Consider the following 17,987-nt stretch of genomic DNA (forward strand, 5'->3'; position numbering starts at 1 on the left):
CGGTGGGAACCACGATCGATGCGGCGGGCTGGCCCCGCCGCGGTGAGGAGGGACCCGCCGTCGTCGCCCTGGGAGGCGGGCACGGACTGTCCGCCACGCTGCGGGCGCTGCGCCACGTCACCCACCGGCTCACCGCCGTCGTCACCGTCGCCGACGACGGCGGCTCCTCGGGACGCCTGCGCCGGGAGTTCGACTGTCTGCCGCCAGGAGACCTGAGAATGGCTCTTGCGTCGCTCTGTGAGGACTCCGAGTGGGGCCTGACCTGGCGGGACGTGCTCCAGCACCGCTTCGAGGGGCAGGGCGAGCTCGACAACCACGCCCTGGGGAACCTGCTCATCCTGGCCCTGTGGCAGCTGCTGGGGGACGATGTCTCCGGGCTCGACTGGGTGGGGCGCCTGCTGACGATCCACGGCCGTGTCGTGCCCATGTCCTCCTCGCCCCTGGTCATTGAGGCCGACATCGTCTCCGGGGGGAGCCGACGCCGGGTCAGTGGTCAGGTGGCAGTGGCCTCGGCCCGCGGACGTCTGGAGAACGTGGGAATGGTTCCCCAGGACGCCGAGGCCCACCCCGAGGCGCTGCGCGCCATCGATGAGGCCGAATGGGTGGTCCTGGGGCCCGGCTCCTGGTACACCTCGGTACTCCCGCACCTCATCCTGCCGTCCATGCGCCGTGCGCTGGTGAACACCTCGGCCCGCAAGGTCGTGGTCCTCAACCTCTCCGCTCAGCAGGGCGAGACCGACGGGATGACCAGTGCCGATCATCTTCGGGTCCTGAGCCAGTACGCGCCCGACCTGCGCCTGGACGTGGTGCTGGCCGACCCCTCCACCGTTGAGGACGTCGAGGATCTTGCAGCGGTGGCCGCCGACATGGGGGCCACCGTCGTCCTGCGCCAGGTGCGTACCGGCGAGGCCCTGTGCCACCACGATCCGCTGCGCCTGGCAGCCGCCTTCCGGGACGCCTTCGAGGGGGCCCTGGGGGACGTCACCGATCTCAGTGGACGCGATGACATGTGATGCTGGACTCATTGAAGAGTCCCACTGCGCATGATCGTTCATAATTCTCGGCGGCCGCTTCCAGCCGGCTGCCGGGTGCCGCGGCTAAAAATTCTCCATTGATACGCCTCGGGCGCCGTATGACATCGCCCTGACGTCTTGAGCCGCTTCGCCCGCGCCTGTTCGAGCTGCGCCTCGCCAGCACCCGGGACGCCCTGGTAACGGCCGCAGCGTCAACCATGTTGGCCAGTCCCGAATCACGAACCCCGACCACGAGGAGCCCGCCCATGTCGCTGACGGTCACCGTCAAGGATGAGCTCGCGCTCGTCGCCACCGAGAACGCCGCCCAACGACGGGCGGAGGTCTCCGCGATGCTGCGCTTCGCCGGAGGGCTCCATATCGTCTCCGGGCGCATCGTCGTCGAGGCCGAGCTCGATCACGGGGGAGCCGTGCGGCGGCTGCATCAGCACCTCAAGGAGCTCTACGGGATGGAGCCCGAGGTCATGGTGGTTCAGGGCGGATCCCTGCACCGAGGATCCCGCTACGTGCTGCGAGTGACCAAGCGCGGCAAGGACCTCGCCCGGCTGTCCGGGCTGGTCGACGACCGGGGCCGGCCGGTGCGGGGCATGCCGGTGTCCGTCATTCAAGGAGGGCGCAACGCCGCCGCTGCCGCCTGGCGAGGGGCCTTCCTGGCCCGCGGATCCCTGACCGAGCCCGGCCGGTCCTCCTCCTTGGAGGTCACCTGTCCCGGCTCCGAGGCAGCACTGGCGCTGGTCGGGGCCGCGCGGCGCTTCGACATCTCCGCCAAGGCCCGAGAGGTGCGTGGGGCCGACCGCGTCGTCGTTCGCGACGGCGAGGCCATCGGTGTTCTCCTGGAGCGGATGGGGGCGCCGGAGGCCTTCAAGGTGTGGGCCGAGCGCCGATCCCGGCGCGAGTCGCGGGGCACTGCCAACCGCCTGGCCAACTTCGATGACGCCAACCTGCGCCGTTCTGCCCGCGCCGCCGTCGCCTCGGGCGCCCGCGTCGAGCGCGCCTTCGAGATCCTGGGGGACGATGTCCCCGCCCACCTGCTGCAGGCCGGTCGCCTGCGCATCGCGCACAAGCAGGCATCCCTGGAGGAGCTCGGGCAGCTCTCCGACCCGCAGCTGACCAAGGACGCCGTGGCCGGGCGTATCCGTCGGCTCCTGGCCATGGCGGACAAGCAGGCCCACGAGCTGGGCATCCCTGACACAGAGTCGGTTCTCACCCAGGAGATGCTCGAGCCCTGAGGTGAGATGGGACCTCGGTCCTTGCCTTTGGGGTGCCTGATGGTCTTTGGTCCCCCTCGGTTTGGCTTGTGCATCACAGTGTTCGCCCGTGGCGTGGTCGGCGACTCCCAGCGCCTGCCCAGTGTGACTAGACTCGGCCGTACCGGAGCTGAATCGGATGAGAGCTGAAGAGGAAGTTCTGGAGCACACGCCATGTGTGAAAAGAGCCCCAGCAACCGTGCGCCGCCAACCGGCGCACTAGGAGGACACAAAGTGACCACCCGCGTTGGTATTAACGGCTTCGGCCGGATCGGCCGCAACTTCTTCCGTGCCGCCCTCGAGCAGGGCGCCGACATCGAGGTTGTCGCCGTCAACGACCTGACGGACAACAAGACCCTGGCCCACCTGCTCAAGTACGACTCGATCCTCGGTCGTTTCGACGGCGAGGTCTCCTACGACGAGGATGGCATCACCGTCAACGGCAAGCACATCAAGGTGCTCGCTCAGCGCAACCCCGCCGACCTGCCCTGGGGCGACCTGGGCGTCGAGGTCGTCGTGGAGTCCACCGGCTTCTTCACCGACGGCGAGAAGGCCAAGGCCCACCTCGACGGTGGCGCCAAGAAGGTCGTCATCTCCGCTCCCGCCAAGAACGTCGACGGCACCTTCGTCATGGGTGTCAACGAGGGCGACTACGACAACGCCACGATGAACATCGTGTCCAACGCCTCGTGCACCACCAACTGCCTCGCCCCCCTGGCCAAGGTTCTCCACGAGAACTTCGGCATCGAGCGCGGCATCATGACCACCATCCACTCCTACACGGGTGACCAGCGCGTCCTCGACGCCCCGCACAGCGACCTGCGCCGTGCTCGCGCCGCCGCGCTGAACATGATCCCCACCAAGACCGGTGCCGCCCAGGCCGTGGCTCTCGTTCTGCCCGCCCTCAAGGGCAAGTTCGACGGTCTGGCCGTGCGTGTCCCCACCCCGACCGGCTCGCTGACCGACCTGACCTTCATCGCCGAGAAGGAGGTCTCCGTCGAGGCCGTCAAGGCCGCCGTCAAGGCCGCCGCCGAGGGTGAGCTCAAGGGCGTTCTCGAGTACACCGAGGACCCGATCGTCTCCACCGACATCGTGGGCAACCCGCACACCTCGATCTTCGACGCCACCGAGACCAAGGTCATCGGCAACCTCGTCAAGGTCCTCTCCTGGTACGACAACGAGTGGGGCTACTCCAACGCCCTGGTCCGCCTGACCTCCCTGGTCGGCTCCAAGCTCGCCTGAGACCAGACCGAGAGCATGACTCTCTAGAAGACGGCGCCCGCGCCACGCTATGCGTGCGCGGGCGCCGTCCGTCCCACACCCACACCTTCACCCACAACCGATGAGAGGCTTCATGAAGACCATCGAGTCCCTGGGCGACCTCAAGGGCAAGCGAGTCCTGGTCCGCTCCGACTTCAACGTGCCGCTGGACGCCGACAAGAACATCACCGACGACGGCCGCATCCAGGCCGCTCTGCCCACCCTGCGCACCCTGCTCGACGCCGGCGCCAAGGTAATCATCACCGCGCACCTGGGGCGCCCCAAGGGGCAGGTCAACCCCGACTACTCCCTGGCCCCTGTGGCCAAGCGCCTCGCCGAGGTCACCGGAGTCAAGGTGACCCTCGCCGAGGACACTGTGGGCGAGTCCGCCAAGGCAGCCGTCGCCGCAGCAGGCGACGGTGAGATCGTCCTGCTCGAGAACGTGCGCTTCAACGCCGCCGAGACCTCCAAGGACGATGCCGAGCGCGAGGCCTTCGCCGCTGAGCTCGCCGCCCTGGCCGACGTCTTCGTCTCCGACGGCTTCGGCGTTGTGCACCGCAAGCAGGCCTCCGTCTACGACGTCGCCAAGCTGCTGCCCTCCGCCGCCGGCCTGCTCGTCGTCAAGGAGATCGAGTCCCTGGGGCGCGCCGTCAATGACCCCGAGCGCCCCTACACCGTCGTGCTCGGCGGCTCCAAGGTCTCCGACAAGCTCGGCGTCATCTCCAACCTGTTGGGCAAGGCCGACCGTCTCCTCATTGGTGGTGGCATGGCCTACACCTTCCTGGCCGCCCAGGGCTACGAGGTGGGTACCTCCCTGCTGGAGAAGGACCAGATCGACACCGTCAAGGGCTACCTGGAGACCGCCAAGGCCAACGGCGTCGAGCTGCTGCTGCCCGTCGACACCGTCGTTGCCCCGACCTTCGCCGCGGACGCCCCCGCCACCGTGGTGCCCGCTGACGCACTGCCCGCCGACCAGATGGGCCTGGACATCGGCCCCAAGACGCGAAAGCTCTTCGCCGACGCCATCGCCACCTCCAAGACCGTGGTGTGGAACGGCCCTATGGGCGTTTTCGAGTTCCCGGCCTTCGCCGAGGGCACCAAGGCCGTGGCCAAGGCGATCTCCGAGTCCGACGCCTTCTCCGTCATCGGCGGTGGCGACTCCGCCGCGGCCGTGCGCACGCTCGGCTTCGACGAGGCCACGTTCTCCCACATCTCCACCGGCGGCGGCGCCTCCCTCGAGCTCCTTGAGGGCAAGACACTGCCCGGTATCGCCGTGCTCAACGACTGAAGGAAGGCAACCCAGATGAGTAACCGCACCCCGCTCATGGCGGGCAACTGGAAGATGAACCTCGACCACCTCGAGGCCAACCACCTCGTCCAGGGCCTGGCCATGGAGCTCAAGGACCGCGACCACGACTACACCAAGTGCGAGGTCCTCGTGATCCCGCCCTTCACGGACATCCGTACCGTGCAGACCATCGTCGAGGCCGACTCACTGAACATCAAGTACGGCGCCCAGGACGTCTCCATCCACGACAACGGCGCCTACACCGGTGAGATCTCCACCGAGATGCTCGCCAAGCTCGGCGTCAGCTACGTCGTCATGGGCCACTCCGAGCGCCGCGAGTACCACAACGAGTCCGACGCCCTCGTGGGCGCCAAGGCCCGCAAGGTGCTCGACGCTGGCATGACCCCCATCCTGTGCTGCGGTGAGGCCCTGGAGATCCGCAAGGCCGGCACCCACGTCGACTTCGTCCTGGGGCAGATCCGCGCCGCCCTGGAGGGATGGAGCGGCGAGGACGTGGCCAAGATCGTCATTGCTTACGAGCCCATCTGGGCCATCGGTACCGGTGAGACCGCCACCGCCGAGGACGCACAGGAGGTGTGTGGAGCGATCCGCGAGGCCCTGCGCGCCGACTACGGCGACGCCACCGCCGACGCCACCCGCATCCTCTACGGCGGTTCCGCCAAGCCCGGCAACATCAAGGAGCTCATGGCCCAGCCCGACGTCGACGGCGCACTCGTCGGCGGAGCCTCCCTCAAGGCGGACTCCTTCGCCGCCATGGCGGGCTTCTACGCCTGAGCAGCCCGAGCCCCGCAGCGGAGGAGCTGAGCGATCACTTCTCCGCCGCGTCTCACTGCTCACCTGCGGGGTCCCGGACACCTCACACCGCGAGGTGTCCGGGACTCCGTGCGTTACAGGTAGACTGCCACGCGGACAGGTGGGGGCGCGGACCCTGTTGAGAGTCGCGCCGGACCCATGCCGGAGCGTGATGCCCCCGCAGCAAGACGGAACCAACAACGAAGGGAACGTGACGTGAACGTAGTGCGTATCGTCCTTCAGGTGCTGCTCGTCCTCTCGAGCTTCTTCCTCATCATGTCGATCCTCCTGCACAAGGGCAAGGGCGGCGGTCTGTCGGACATGTTCGGCGGCGGTATCTCCTCCTCGGCCGGCTCCTCCGGCGTGGCCGAGCGCAACCTCGACCGCATCACGGTGGCGGTGGCCATCATCTGGACGATCACGATCGTCGGGCTCGGCCTGGTCGCCAAGCTCGGCTGAGCCTCGGCGGACTCCGACGAGCACAGCGCACACGACGGATTCGACCGTCGATACCACCCCTGATCCGCGTGAAGACGTCCTGGACCGGGGGCTGCGCGGCTACCTCGCCCACCTACGTGTCGAGCGTGGGCTGAGCCCTCATACCCTGAGCGCCTATGAGCGTGACCTCGGCCGTTACCTGCGCTATCTGAGGAGCGCGGGCATCTCAGCACCGCAGGAGGTCAGCCGCAACGACGTGGCCGGCTTCCTCGAGGTCCTGCGCACCGGCTCCGACGGCGCCCGCCCGCTGGCGTCGTCCTCGGCATCCAGAACCGTCACGGCCGTGCGCGGCTGGCACAAGTTCCTTCTGGCCGAGGGCACCACCTCTGAGGATCCCTCGGCCACCGTGCGCCCGCCCCAGCCCGGAAGGCGCCTGCCCAAGGCCTTAGGGATCGATGAGGTCCGCGTCCTCCTGGAGGCCGCCGGCGTCGACGACTCCCCGGTGAGCCTGCGCGACCGAGCGCTGCTGGAGGTTCTCTACGCCACCGGCGCCCGCATCTCCGAGGCGGTGGGGCTCGTCGTCGACGACCTCGACACCGACTCCCGGCTGCTGAGGCTGTTCGGCAAGGGACGCAAGGAGCGCGTGGTCCCCATGGGGGCCTACGCCTGGGAGGCGCTGGATGCCTACCTGGTGCAGGGCCGACCGGTCCTGGCCGAGAAGGGCAGGGGAGTGCCGCAGGTCTTCCTCAACACCTTGGGCAGGCCCCTGAGCCGGCAGAGCGCCTGGGCGGTCCTCCAGCAGGCCGCCGAACGGGCCGGGCTCATCGGGACGGACTGCGCTGATGAGCGGCGCATCTCCCCCCACACCTTGCGCCACTCCTTCGCCACGCATCTGCTGGCGGGAGGGGCGGACGTGCGTGTCGTCCAGGAGATGCTCGGACACGCCTCGGTCACCACCACCCAGATCTACACAAAGGTCACCGTCGACCACCTGCGGGAGGTCTACGCCACCAGCCACCCGCGGGCTCTGGCCTGATCGATGAACCCGCAGGCGAGGGCCGTTCCCCCAGGCCTTGGTGGAGGAAGCCTGAGTGCACACCGGGCCGCGGCTGAAAGCGGGGTTCTGTCGGCTTTGATCTCTGGCGTGTCCCGTCTGAACTGGGCGATGTCGGTCGGCTTTCGACTAGGCTGGATAACGTGAATGACTCCATCCAGCCAGGCCTGATCGACAACCCCGGCACCGACGAGAGCGAGGAGAAGGACTTCCCCGTTCCCGCGCCGCTGGAGTCGCACGGACCCGCTCGGGTCATCTCCATGTGCAACCAGAAGGGCGGCGTCGGCAAGACCACGACGACGATCAACCTCGGTGCGGCCCTGGCCGAGCTGGGGCGCAAGGTCCTCATCGTCGACTTCGATCCCCAGGGAGCGGCCTCGGCCGGCCTGGGCATCAACGCTCACGAGCTCGACTCCACCATCTACGACCTGCTCGTCGCCAGCCGTCCGGACATCCGCACGGTCATCCACGAGACCACGGTGGAGGGGCTGGACATCGTCCCGGCCAACATCGACCTGTCCGCCGCCGAGGTCCAGCTCGTCAACGAGGTCGCCCGCGAGCAGGCCCTCAAGCGGGTGCTGCGTCCGGTGCTCGACGAGTACGACGTGATCCTCGTGGACTGCCAGCCCTCGCTCGGACTGCTGACCATCAACGCCCTGACCGCCTCCCACGGCGTCATCATCCCGCTGGAGACCGAGTTCTTCGCCCTGCGCGGGGTGGCGCTCCTGGTTGAGACCGTCGAGCGGGTCAAGGACCGCCTCAACGCCACCCTGGAGATCGACGGCATCCTGGCCACCATGGTGGACTCCCGCACCCTGCACTCCCGGGAGGTGCTTGAGCGCCTGGAGCAGGCCTTCGGCGAGCAGCTCTTCGACACGCGCATCCGGCGCACGATCAAGTTCCCGGACGCCTCCGTGGCCAACGAGCCGATCACCAGCTACGCGCCCTCCCATCCCGGTGCGGACGCCTACCGCCGGCTGGCCCGCGAGGTCATCGCCCGCGGCGATGTCGCCTGAGTCGGAGGAGCAGGGGCCGCCCCGGCTGCCCGGATTCAGCGTCACGCTGCCCCAGTTCGAAGGCCCCTTCGACCTGCTACTGAGTCTCATCGCCCGCAAGCGGCTCGACGTCACCGAGCTGGCGCTGGCCGAGGTGACCGACGACTTCATCGCCCACATGCGCTCGGACTGGGACCTGGGGCGCGCATCGGAGTTCATCGTCGTGGCCTCCACCCTCCTGGCGCTCAAGGCGCACCGCCTTCTGCCCCATGACGAGAACGAGGAGGAGCCCGACCTCGAGTTGCTCGAGGCCCGTGACCTGCTCTTCGCCCGGCTCCTGCAGTACCGGGCCTTCAAGGAGGTCGCAGCGGCCTTCCGCTACCGGGCGGAGACCTCCGCACGCAGCTACCCCCGCATCGTCGCCCTGGAACCGCATCTGGCGGCACTGCTGCCCAAGCTCGTGGCTACCATCACCCCCGAGGAGCTGACGCGGCTGGCGGTGGGAGCTTTCACCCGGCCCACGGATCCAGGCGTCCAGACCGTCCACCTGCACGAGCGGGTACCGGTCGGTCAGCAGCTGAGCCTCATCGCCAGCAGGCTGCGCAGTCACGGACCCCTGACCTTCGCCCAGATCATTGAGGACGCCGAGCGCACTGCCGTCGTGGTGGCCCGCTTCCTGGCGCTGCTCATCCTCCACCGGCAGGGCAGTGCCGAGCTGGACCAGACGGAGGCCATGGGCGAGATCACCGTGACCTGGTGCGGCGGTCAGGACGACCTGACCGGCATGATGACCTCTGAGAACCTCACTGAGCTCGAGGAGGAATTCGCATGAGCGAAGCCGCCGGGCCTCAGCTGCGCAATGCCGCTGAAGCCATCCTCATCGTCGCCGACGAGCCGGTAACCACCTCTGCGATCGCCGAGGCCCTCGGCATCGAGGACAGCATCTGCGAGGAGCTGCTCGAGAGTCTGGCAGCCGAGTACCGTGGAGAGGCGCCCGGCAGCCGTGCTCACGGATTCCTCCTGCGACGGGCAGCAGGCGGGTGGCGCTTCGCCTCCGTGCCCGAGCATGCCGACCTCGTCGAGCAGTTCATCATTGGCGGCGCCACCGCGCGCCTGAGTCAGGCCGCGCTGGAGACCCTGGCCGTCGTCGCCTACCGGCAGCCGGTCACCCGAGGGCGCGTCGCGCAGATCCGCGGGGTCAATGTCGACGGCGTCATGCGCACCCTGCACGCCCGCGGCCTCATCGAGGAGGCCGGTGCCGAGACCTCCGGTGCGATTCTGTACCGGACCACGGGAGACTTCCTGGAGTACCTGGGAATCGACTCCCTGGACGAGCTGCCACCCCTGGCTCCCTACCTCCCCCGCGTCGAGGCGCTGGGGGAGATCGTCGAACAGGCCGATGAGATGGCCGGTAGGAGGACCCCATGACCCCGAGGAACCGCCACACCCGAACCAACTCTGTGCCCCACAGCGATTTCGGGGCCCAGGAGTTCTACGACGAGGACGACCTCGAAGAGCTCGACGAGCAGGCCGACGCCGGCGACCTCGCCGCTTTCGACGCCGAGGCCATCGACGAGGACGAGGAGGCCCGTCTGCTTCAGATGCGTGAGCGTGCCACCAAGGGCGGCCAGGACGACCCGCACGTCGCTTCCGGACAGCGTCTGCAGAAGGTGCTGGCCCACGCAGGGGTCGCCTCGCGCCGCGCCTGCGAGCAGCTCATCGCCGACGGCCGCGTCAGCGTCGACGGCATCACCGTCACCGAGGCAGGCGTGAGGGTGGACCCGCTGACCCAGGAGATCCGCGTTGACGGCAGCCGAATCCTCACCAACCCCGAGCTCATCACCCTCATGCTCCACAAGCCGGCCGGAGTCGTCACCACCATGGAGGACCCCGAGGGCCGCCCGACCGTTGCCCAGTACGGACGCGACTACCTGGCCGAGCACCCCGAGCTGCCCGACTCGCTGCGCCTGGTGCACGTCGGCCGCCTCGACACCGAGACTGAGGGGCTGCTCCTGCTTTCCAACGACGGCGAGCTCTCCCACCGGCTCATGCACCCCAGCTACGAGATCGCGAAGACCTATGTCGCCATCGTTGAGGGACAGGTTGAGCCCTGGGTCCCGCGCAAGCTGCGGCGCGGCATCGAGCTGGAGGACGGTGAGGCCAAGGCGGACCGGGTGACCGTCAAGGACTCCGGGCCGCGCGGCTCCATCGTCGAGATCACCCTCCACTCCGGCAAGAACCGCATCGTGCGACGCATGCTGGACGCCGTCGGCCACCCTGTGACGCGCCTGGCGCGCACCCGGCTCGGACCACTGCGGCTGGGCAACCTGCGTCCCGGCCAGACCCGTCCCCTCAGTGGCGAGGAGATCGCCGCGCTGCAGCAGGAGGTCGGGCTGTGAGCGCCCCCGAGCCGCGGGCATCAGTGTCCACGCGCGGCCCGGTGCTCATCGTCGGTACAGGGCTGCTGGGAACCTCACTCGCCCTGGCGCTGCGGACGGCGGGTGTCGAGGTCCTGCTCTCCGACACCTCGCCGACCTCCCTGGCCCTGGCCCGGGACATGGGTGCGGGAGCGCTTCACGGCGAGGACAGCCCCGAGCCGCAGGTCGTCGTCGTGGCCACGCCCCCCGACGTGACCGCCGACGTCGTCGTCGAGCAGCTGAACGCCCACCCCAGTGCCGTCGTCACTGACGTGGCCTCCGTCAAGGAACGGGTCGTCACCGAGGTCCGGTCCCGGGCGGGAGCGCAGGCGCGCAGGTACGTCGGCTCCCACCCGATGGCCGGCCGGGAGCGCTCCGGCGCCGGCGCCGCGGACTGCGACCTCTTCGCCGGCCGCCCCTGGGTGGTTGTCGGCCAGGACTCCGATCCGCAGGCGGAGCTGGTCATCAGGAACCTGGCGGTCGATGTGGGCGCCACCCCGGTGCGCATGGGGGCGGCGGAGCACGACGCCGCCGTCGCCGCCGTCTCCCACGTGCCCCAGCTCGTCGCCTCACTCGTGGCCGCTCGGCTGGAGGAGCTGGGGGAGGGGGCCCTGGCCCTGTCAGGGCAGGGGCTTCGTGACGTCACCCGGATCGCGGCCTCGGACCCCAGGCTGTGGTCGGCCATCATCGTGGGCAATGCCGGGCCCGTGGTCGACCTGCTGCGCCGGATCAGTGATGACCTGGCTGCACTGGTGACGGGGATCGAGGCGGCAGTCTGCGATCCGGACAGTCCGGAGTACATGGCTCCTGGAGCGGCACGTGTGGTTGCTCCCGGGGCCGTCGGCGCGGTCACCGACGTCATGACTCGGGGAAACCTCGGTCGGGCACGCATCCCCGGCAAGCACGGTGGCGCGCCGCGCCGCTACACCGAGGTCCAGGTCCTGGTACCCGACGCCGCCGGTGAGCTGGGCAGGCTCTTCTCCGACATCGGCGCCGCCGGCGTCAACATCGAGGACTTCTCCTTGGAGCACTCGGCCGGGCAGAGCGCCGGCATCGCCCTCATCTCCGTCCTTCCGGCGGCCGCCCTACGGCTGGAGGAGGCACTGGACGCCCAGGGCTGGCGCGTCGTCGCGGGCTGAAACCGGTTCAATGCGCCGCGCAGGCCCGCCTGTGTCAGTACTCATGGGGGCTGATCCGCAGTACCGCGCCGAAGTGTGGGACGCTTGGCTCAGTTCATGACCATCAATCGGACCCTGATGGAGGGCACCATGGGAATCGTCGTTGCGATCGACGGACCAAGCGGATCGGGCAAGTCCACCGTCTCGCGGCGCGTGGCCGCCGAGCTGGGACTGGCCTACCTGGACACCGGTGCCATGTACCGGGCCGCCGCCTGGTGGTGCGAGCACGAGGGGATCGACTTGGGCGATGGGGCTGCCGTTGCCGAGGCCGTCGCCGCGATGCCCCTGCACATGGGGCTGGATCCCGAGCACCCCACCTTCACCGTGGACGGCACGGACGTATCGACCGCGATCCGCGACCCGCACATCGCCACTGTCGTCTCGAAGGTCGCCACCAACCTCGAGGTGCGTGCCGAGCTGGCACGCCGCCAGCGCGAGATCATCCGTTTCGAGGCGACCGGGCACACCGGGTCCTTCTCCGAGGGCGCCGGCATCGTGGCCGAGGGACGTGACATCACCACCGTCATCGCGCCCGACGCCGACGCCCGCCTGCTGGTGACCGCCTCGGAGGAGGCCCGCCTGGCCCGTCGCGCCGGGGACCTGGAAGCCGCCGGAAAGCAGGTCGACGCCGACGCCCTGCGCGACCAGGTGGTGCGCCGCGACCGCGACGACGCCACGGTCTCCCAGTTCCTCACCGCGCCCGAGGGCGTCACCCTGGTGGACACCTCGGAGCTGACCCTGGAGCAGTCCGTTGAACGGGTCCTGGACCTGGTGGAGGAGGCCGCCGACGCCGCCGCCCAGCGGGACGCCGAGGAGGACCTGCGGGCCCAGGCCATGCGCGCGGGCCTGGCCGACTACGAGCTCGATGAGGAGGACCTCGCCCTCCTGGAGGCCGACGGCAGCCTGCCCGCCGGTGACAGCGTCGAGCCCGGGCTGCCGGTCCTGGCCGTCGTCGGCCGGCCCAACGTGGGCAAGTCGACTCTGGTCAACCGGGTCCTGGGCCGCCGCGAGGCCGTCGTTCAGGACACCCCCGGTGTCACCCGCGACCGGGTCTCCTACCCCGCGGAGTGGGCCGGGCGCCGCTTCACCATCGTCGACACCGGCGGCTGGGAGGTGGACGTGGCCGGCCTCGACGCCGCCGTGGCCACCCAGGCCGAGATCGCCGTCGAGATGGCCGACGCCGTCCTGCTGGTCGTCGATGCCCAGGTCGGTATCACCGAGACCGATGCCCGCGTGGTGCGGATGCTGCGCCGCAGCGGCAAGCCGGTGGTCCTGGCCGCCAACAAGGTCGACTCCCCGGCCCAGGAGGGGGACGCCGCCACCCTGTGGAACCTGGGGCTGGGCGAGCCCTTCCCGGTCTCGGCCCTGCACGGCCGGGGTAGCGGCGAGGTCCTCGACGCCGTCATGGAGGTCCTCCCGGAGGTCTCCGCCGTGGCCACCGCAGCGCCGGAGGGGGACCTGCACCGCATCGCCCTCGTGGGGCGGCCCAACGTCGGCAAGTCCTCGCTGCTGAACTCCATCGCGGGCCAGGAGCGCGTCGTCGTCAACGAGACCGCGGGCACCACCCGCGACCCGGTCGACGAGATCATCGAGCTCGACGGGCGCCAGTGGGTCTTCGTCGACACCGCTGGGATCCGCCGGCGCGTCAAGCAGTCACGGGGCGCCGACTACTATGCGGTGCTGCGCACGCAGGGCGCCATCGACAAGGCCGAGGTCGCCGTCGTCCTGCTGGACGCCTCCGAGCCGATCAGTGAGCAGGACGTGCGCGTGGTCCAGCAGGCCGTTGATGCCGGCCGAGCCCTGGTCCTGGTCAACAACAAGTGGGACCTGGTGGACGAGGAGCGCCAGAAGATGCTCCTGTGGGAGGTCGAGCACGACCTGGCCCACGTCTCCTGGGCCCCCCACATCAACCTGGCAGCCCGGACCGGCTGGCACACCAACCGGCTCGTGCGCGCTCTCGACGCCGCACTGGAGGGTTGGACCACGCGCGTGCCCACAGGCCGGCTCAACGGCTTCCTGGGGCAGCTGCAGTCCGCCACCCCGCACCCGGTGCGAGGCGGCAAGCAGCCCCGCATCCTCTTCGCCACCCAGGTCCAGGTGGCCCCGCCCCGGATCGTCATCTTCACCACCGGTTTCCTCGACGCCGGCTACCGGCGCTTCATCGAGCGGCGCCTGCGTGAGGAGTTCGGCTTCACCGGCACCCCCATCCAGATCGGGGTGCGCGTGCGCGAGAAGCGCCAGCGGCGCTGAGCCCCGGAAGGGCTCAGCTGTCGGAAACGGCCTGCTTCTTGGCCCACGCGGCAACACGTGCGGAACTCTCCTCCTCGGACAAGTCCTCGACCCGGGTCATGACCGACCACCGCACGCCGAAGGGATCGCGGATGGAGGCGAACCTGTCCCCGGACACGAAGGTGTCGGGCGGTTCCAGCAAGGTCGCACCGGCGGCAGTAGCCCGCTCAACGGCGGCGTCGACATCCGGGCAGTACAGGCGGATCGAGTAGCAGACCGGCTCATCCGACGGAGTCGCAACCAGACCGGACAAGGCTGAGGGCTCACCGATCTGGATCCTGCCGTGACCGAAGTCGAGCTCTGCGTGGACGACCGCACCCTCGATCTCCACACTGTCCACGATGCGCGCACCGAAGACGTCACGGTAGAACCTGAGCGCTCGGTCGGCGCCGTCAACCGCCAGAAACGGTGTGATGCTGGTGAAGCCGTGCGGAGTCCCATCAGTCGTGTAGTGACCAGTGGCCCCGGATAGGTTGCGTGTACTCATGCCAACGACTGTAGGAACGATGGAGGTGCCTTCGCTTGAAGATCTGCGACAGCTCCGGAAAGGTGAGGAGCCGTGCCCGAGACGACCGCTGATCGACGGGGGATCCTCTATCCCTCCAGGCTTCCGACCTTTCACCGCCAGCCTGTCCCCGAGGCACTGGCCGATCGGGTCCGCTGGATCTGGATCCCACGCTGGGACTTGCCCGCAGGACAACGGGACCGCCAGGAGGTGCTCCCGTTCCCCGCCTGCAACCTCGTTGTCGAGCCCGATGGCATGGCTCTGCACGGCCCGACGACGAGCATCTCCTATCGTGAGCTGGAAGGCCGAGGATGGGCCGTCGGAGCCCTTCTCAGGCCTGCGGCAGCGGGTGCGCTGTGCTCCCCGTCCCTGATCCGGAACTCCCATCGGCCGCTCGAGGACCCTGACCTGGGCGCTGCGGTTGCTGACGCCATGGCGGATACCAACACGATGAGGGGTGGACAACGTGCCGCCAGTGCGCTGGCAGACTGGGTGGCGCAACATGCCGGGCCGCCACAAGCGATTGCGCTCATCGCCAACAAGATGGAGGACGTCGTCGCCTCCGACAGAAGCGTCCTGCGCGTCGATCAGCTGGCGCGACGCCTCGATCTTTCTGTCCGCAGTCTCCAACGCCTCTGTGAGAAGTACATCGGCCTGCCCCCACTCGCAGTGATCCGACGCTACCGGCTCCAAGAGGCAGCACAGCGGCTTCGGGAGGATTCGTCCGTCACCGTTGCGCAGGTGGCCGCCGAACTCGACTACGCGGACCACGCCCACCTGACCGCCGACTTCCGACGCGTTCTGGGGCTCTCACCGAGCCAGTACCGACAGCAGACCATCAGCGATCGTCAGGCTCTCAGTGACCGGTAACGGGTTCAAACCTCGGGCAAGTGCCGCCCGATCAATAGACCAGGGAACGGAAGCTCCACCATGCCGTCAGGGTGTTGAGAGACAGTATCGTCGTCAGTGCCAGCAATGCGCCGGAGAATTGCACCCAGAACGTCGTGCGGTGCCGCCGCATCTGGACGAGTGCCCATACGTCGGCCGCAGCCAGTAGGAGGGTCATGACTCCCAGCAACAGGATGGCCGGGTTTTCGGCCACAGCCTCGCGGGTCTGACCGAGGCAGTCCGAGGCTGGGACACACGCGGGTAGCTTGTAGGTGTTCTGCCAGCCGGTTGTTGCGATGATGCCCACTGCCAGTGACGCAACCACGACAACCGTCCCGACGCAGGTGAGTGCCAGGTGCAGCCACCCGCCTGTTCTCTGGAGGCCGGCTGAAGAAGGTTCCATCGCCTCATCGTACGGGGCAGCCTTGAGGATCCCGCGCCGGCGCGTCAAGAACCAGCAGGACGCCGCGAGCGTGAGAACGTTTGGCACCGGACAGTGGCGCGTGGCCGCAACACCCATAGACTGTAGCCATGCTGAATCCGGTTGACCCCACCACCACGCCCGCCTGGAAGCGCCTCACCGAGCTCCACGACACCATGACCCCGGACCTGCGCGCCTGGTTCGCCGACGATCCCGAGCGCACCGAGCGCTTCTCCTACGAGTTGGGGGACCTCTACGTCGACCTGTCCAAGAACCTGCTGACCGACGACGTCCGCGACGCCCTGGCCGAGCTCGCCGAGCAGGTCGACGTCCCGGGCCGCCGTGACGCCATGTACGCCGGCGAGCACATCAACATCACCGAGGACCGTGCCGTCCTCCACACGGCCCTGCGTCGCCCGGCCACCGACTCCCTGAGCGTGGACGGCCAGGACGTCGTTGACGACGTCCACGAGGTCCTGGAGAAGATCTACGCCTTCGCCCGCCGCGTCCGCTCGGGGGAGTGGACCGGTATCACCGGCAAGCCCATCAAGACGGTGGTCAATATCGGCATCGGCGGCTCCGACCTCGGTCCCGTCATGGTCTACGAGGCTCTCAAGCCCTACGTGCAGAAGGGCCTTCAGTGCCGCTTCATCTCCAACATCGATCCCACCGACTGCGCCGAGAAGGTCGCGGACCTCGACCCGGAGACGACCCTGTTCATCATCGCCTCCAAGACCTTCACCACCCTGGAGACCCTCACCAACGCCCGCATGGCCCGCGACTGGTTCCTGGCCGCCCTCCAGGCCAAGGGCATTGAGACCGACGGCGCCATCGCCAAGCACTTCGTGGCCGTGTCCACCGCCCTGGATAAGGTCGCCGAGTTCGGCATCGACCCGGCCAATGCCTTCGGCTTCTGGAACTGGGTGGGTGGACGCTACTCGGTGGACTCCGCTGTCGGTACGGTCCTGGCCGTGGCCATCGGCCCGGAGAACTTCGCCGACTTCCTCTCCGGCTTCCACACCGTGGACGAGCACTTCGCCACCAAGGCTCCGGCCGAGAACGTCCCCATGCTCATGGGCCTGCTCAACGTCTGGTACGTCAACTTCTTCAAGGCCGGCTCCCACGCCATCCTGCCCTACGCCCAGTATCTGCACCGCTTCCCCGCCTACCTCCAGCAGCTCACCATGGAGTCCAACGGCAAGTCCGTGCGCTGGGACGGCAGCCCCGTGACCACCGAGACCGGCGAGGTCTTCTGGGGCGAGCCGGGCACCAACGGCCAGCACGCCTTCTACCAGCTCATTCACCAGGGCACCCAGCTCATCCCCGCGGACTTCATCGCCGTGGCCAACCCCGCTCACCCCACCAAGGACGGGGGAGTGGACGTCCACGAGCTGTTCCTGTCCAACTACCTGGCCCAGACCGCGGCGCTCGCCTTCGGCAAGACCGCCGACGAGGTGCGTGCCGAGGGCACCGCCGAGGAGATCGTCCCGGCCCGCGTCTTTGCCGGCAACAGGCCGACCACCTCGATCCTCGCCCCGGCGCTGACGCCAGCGGTCGTCGGAGAGCTCATCGCCCTCTACGAGCACATCACCTTCACCCAGGGCATCGTGTGGGGCATCGACTCCTTCGACCAGTGGGGAGTGGAGCTGGGCAAGAAGCTGGCCCTCGAGATCGCCCCCGCCGTCCAGGGGGACGAGGAGGCCCTCGTAGGGCAGGACGCCTCCACCCGGGGCCTCATCGCCCGCTACCGCAGCCTGCGCCGCTAACCCGACCAGACCAGCCGAATGCTCAGTCGTGTCGGCGACTGATATCCCGTTGAGGAGGACATGATGAAGGAAGTCAACGTCGATGAGCTGCGGCGTCGGCTTGAGACGGGGGAGGATCTGGTTGTCCTCGACGTGCGCGAGCCCGACGAGGTGGCGCGTACGGCGATCCCCGGCTCAGTCAACATCCCGCTGGGTGAGGTGGCCGACCGGATGGGAGAGCTCGATGCGTCCCGCCCCACTGCAGTCATCTGCGCTGGCGGAGTGCGCTCCGCCAAGGCGGTCAGGGCCCTGACCGCTGCCGGCTACACCGGCGAGCTGCTCAACGTCAGCGGCGGCATGAAGGCGTGGCTGGGTCAGTAACCCGGCGGGCAACCAACCTATCGGGACGGCCTCGGAC

18 protein-coding genes and 1 pseudogene are annotated in these 17,987 nt (G+C 68.7%); 17 read left to right on the forward strand and 2 right to left on the reverse strand.

Annotation, left to right across the window (positions count from 1 at the left end):
• Nucleotides 1–2 precede the first annotated feature (2 nt).
• The 13 genes from yvcK (at nt 3) to der (ending at nt 13,971) form a co-directional block, all read left to right on the forward strand.
• On the forward strand, nt 3–1,013 hold the full coding sequence (gene yvcK / locus HW274_RS06185; RefSeq protein ID WP_185989490.1) for a uridine diphosphate-N-acetylglucosamine-binding protein YvcK: 1,011 nt from the start codon (nt 3–5) through the stop codon (nt 1,011–1,013).
• A 266-nt stretch (nt 1,014–1,279) separates the two neighbouring features.
• On the forward strand, nt 1,280–2,260 hold the full coding sequence (gene whiA, locus HW274_RS06190) for a DNA-binding protein WhiA (protein WP_004564945.1): 981 nt from the start codon (nt 1,280–1,282) through the stop codon (nt 2,258–2,260).
• Between the two features lie 252 nt (nt 2,261–2,512).
• Nucleotides 2,513–3,520, forward strand: coding sequence for a type I glyceraldehyde-3-phosphate dehydrogenase (gene gap / locus HW274_RS06195; RefSeq protein WP_004564944.1), 1,008 nt, complete (start codon nt 2,513–2,515; stop codon nt 3,518–3,520).
• A gap of 112 nt (nt 3,521–3,632) precedes the next feature.
• A complete protein-coding gene (locus HW274_RS06200) occupies nt 3,633–4,826 on the forward strand; it encodes a phosphoglycerate kinase (RefSeq protein ID WP_185989491.1) in 1,194 nt (397 codons plus the stop codon).
• A 15-nt stretch (nt 4,827–4,841) separates the two neighbouring features.
• Nucleotides 4,842–5,621 (forward strand): triose-phosphate isomerase, encoded by a 780-nt coding sequence (tpiA, locus tag HW274_RS06205; RefSeq protein ID WP_075253812.1) that lies wholly within the window; start codon nt 4,842–4,844, stop codon nt 5,619–5,621.
• Nucleotides 5,622–5,855: 234 nt separating this feature from the next.
• On the forward strand, nt 5,856–6,098 hold the full coding sequence (gene secG / locus HW274_RS06210; protein ID WP_009406441.1) for a preprotein translocase subunit SecG: 243 nt from the start codon (nt 5,856–5,858) through the stop codon (nt 6,096–6,098).
• A 91-nt stretch (nt 6,099–6,189) separates the two neighbouring features.
• Complete coding sequence (locus HW274_RS06215; protein ID WP_075404475.1) at nt 6,190–7,113, forward strand: site-specific tyrosine recombinase XerD; 924 nt, start codon at nt 6,190–6,192, stop codon at nt 7,111–7,113.
• A gap of 161 nt (nt 7,114–7,274) precedes the next feature.
• Nucleotides 7,275–8,147 carry a ParA family protein gene (locus HW274_RS06220; RefSeq protein WP_009406376.1) on the forward strand — a complete coding sequence of 291 codons (873 nt, stop codon included), beginning with the start codon at nt 7,275–7,277 and terminating at the stop codon, nt 8,145–8,147.
• Nucleotides 8,137–8,958 carry a ScpA family protein gene (locus tag HW274_RS06225; protein WP_185989492.1) on the forward strand — a complete coding sequence of 274 codons (822 nt, stop codon included), beginning with the start codon at nt 8,137–8,139 and terminating at the stop codon, nt 8,956–8,958. Before HW274_RS06220 ends, HW274_RS06225 begins: the two co-directional genes overlap by 11 nt.
• Nucleotides 8,955–9,554: an SMC-Scp complex subunit ScpB gene (gene scpB, locus HW274_RS06230; RefSeq protein WP_185989493.1), complete on the forward strand. Its 600-nt coding sequence runs from the start codon at nt 8,955–8,957 to the stop codon at nt 9,552–9,554. Before HW274_RS06225 ends, scpB begins: the two co-directional genes overlap by 4 nt.
• Complete coding sequence (locus HW274_RS06235) at nt 9,551–10,525, forward strand: pseudouridine synthase (RefSeq protein ID WP_185989494.1); 975 nt, start codon at nt 9,551–9,553, stop codon at nt 10,523–10,525. The genes scpB and HW274_RS06235 overlap by 4 nt, the downstream gene beginning before the upstream one ends.
• A complete protein-coding gene (locus HW274_RS06240; protein ID WP_185989495.1) occupies nt 10,522–11,682 on the forward strand; it encodes a prephenate dehydrogenase in 1,161 nt (386 codons plus the stop codon). Before HW274_RS06235 ends, HW274_RS06240 begins: the two co-directional genes overlap by 4 nt.
• A gap of 129 nt (nt 11,683–11,811) precedes the next feature.
• On the forward strand, nt 11,812–13,971 hold the full coding sequence (gene der, locus HW274_RS06245; RefSeq protein ID WP_075253920.1) for a bifunctional cytidylate kinase/GTPase Der: 2,160 nt from the start codon (nt 11,812–11,814) through the stop codon (nt 13,969–13,971).
• A 13-nt stretch (nt 13,972–13,984) separates the two neighbouring features.
• Here the strand turns inward: der and HW274_RS06250 are convergent, their stop codons facing one another.
• Complete coding sequence (locus HW274_RS06250) at nt 13,985–14,497, reverse strand: glyoxalase/bleomycin resistance/extradiol dioxygenase family protein (RefSeq protein ID WP_065362666.1); 513 nt, start codon at nt 14,495–14,497, stop codon at nt 13,985–13,987.
• Between the two features lie 72 nt (nt 14,498–14,569).
• On the opposite strand from HW274_RS06250, the pseudogene HW274_RS12900 reads away from it, so the two are divergent.
• A pseudogene (locus HW274_RS12900) lies at nt 14,570–14,863 on the forward strand (DUF6597 domain-containing transcriptional factor); the annotation flags it as partial.
• 84 nt (nt 14,864–14,947) lie between these two features.
• Nucleotides 14,948–15,385 (forward strand): helix-turn-helix domain-containing protein, encoded by a 438-nt coding sequence (locus HW274_RS12800; RefSeq protein ID WP_260679216.1) that lies wholly within the window; start codon nt 14,948–14,950, stop codon nt 15,383–15,385.
• Between the two features lie 31 nt (nt 15,386–15,416).
• Here HW274_RS12800 and HW274_RS06260 read toward each other — a convergent pair whose 3' ends face one another.
• On the reverse strand, nt 15,417–15,806 hold the full coding sequence (locus HW274_RS06260; RefSeq protein ID WP_009747536.1) for a hypothetical protein: 390 nt from the start codon (nt 15,804–15,806) through the stop codon (nt 15,417–15,419).
• 128 nt (nt 15,807–15,934) lie between these two features.
• Between HW274_RS06260 and pgi the strand changes: the two genes are divergently transcribed.
• Nucleotides 15,935–17,590: a glucose-6-phosphate isomerase gene (pgi, locus tag HW274_RS06265; protein ID WP_185989497.1), complete on the forward strand. Its 1,656-nt coding sequence runs from the start codon at nt 15,935–15,937 to the stop codon at nt 17,588–17,590.
• A 60-nt stretch (nt 17,591–17,650) separates the two neighbouring features.
• The gene (locus HW274_RS06270) at nt 17,651–17,950 is read left to right on the forward strand and encodes a rhodanese-like domain-containing protein (RefSeq protein WP_185989498.1); all 300 of its coding nucleotides are present in this window, start codon (nt 17,651–17,653) and stop codon (nt 17,948–17,950) included.
• The last annotated feature ends 37 nt before the right edge of the window (nt 17,951–17,987 follow it).

This window comes from Actinomyces sp. oral taxon 169 (genome assembly GCF_013394715.1).
Lineage (GTDB): Bacteria > Actinomycetota > Actinomycetes > Actinomycetales > Actinomycetaceae > Actinomyces.

Coding starts and splice junctions, on each gene's coding strand:
- HW274_RS06200 (WP_185989491.1), top strand. CDS start 3,633: ATGAAGACCATCGAGTCCCTGGGCGACCTCAAGGGCAAGCGAGTCCTG.
- der (WP_075253920.1), top strand. CDS start 11,812: ATGGGAATCGTCGTTGCGATCGACGGACCAAGCGGATCGGGCAAGTCC.
- HW274_RS06270 (WP_185989498.1), top strand. CDS start 17,651: ATGATGAAGGAAGTCAACGTCGATGAGCTGCGGCGTCGGCTTGAGACG.
- tpiA (WP_075253812.1), top strand. CDS start 4,842: ATGAGTAACCGCACCCCGCTCATGGCGGGCAACTGGAAGATGAACCTC.
- HW274_RS06235 (WP_185989494.1), top strand. CDS start 9,551: ATGACCCCGAGGAACCGCCACACCCGAACCAACTCTGTGCCCCACAGC.
- whiA (WP_004564945.1), top strand. CDS start 1,280: ATGTCGCTGACGGTCACCGTCAAGGATGAGCTCGCGCTCGTCGCCACC.
- HW274_RS06260 (WP_009747536.1), bottom strand. CDS start 15,806: ATGGAACCTTCTTCAGCCGGCCTCCAGAGAACAGGCGGGTGGCTGCAC.
- HW274_RS12800 (WP_260679216.1), top strand. CDS start 14,948: ATGGCGGATACCAACACGATGAGGGGTGGACAACGTGCCGCCAGTGCG.
- scpB (WP_185989493.1), top strand. CDS start 8,955: ATGAGCGAAGCCGCCGGGCCTCAGCTGCGCAATGCCGCTGAAGCCATC.
- HW274_RS06225 (WP_185989492.1), top strand. CDS start 8,137: ATGTCGCCTGAGTCGGAGGAGCAGGGGCCGCCCCGGCTGCCCGGATTC.
- HW274_RS06250 (WP_065362666.1), bottom strand. CDS start 14,497: ATGAGTACACGCAACCTATCCGGGGCCACTGGTCACTACACGACTGAT.
- pgi (WP_185989497.1), top strand. CDS start 15,935: ATGCTGAATCCGGTTGACCCCACCACCACGCCCGCCTGGAAGCGCCTC.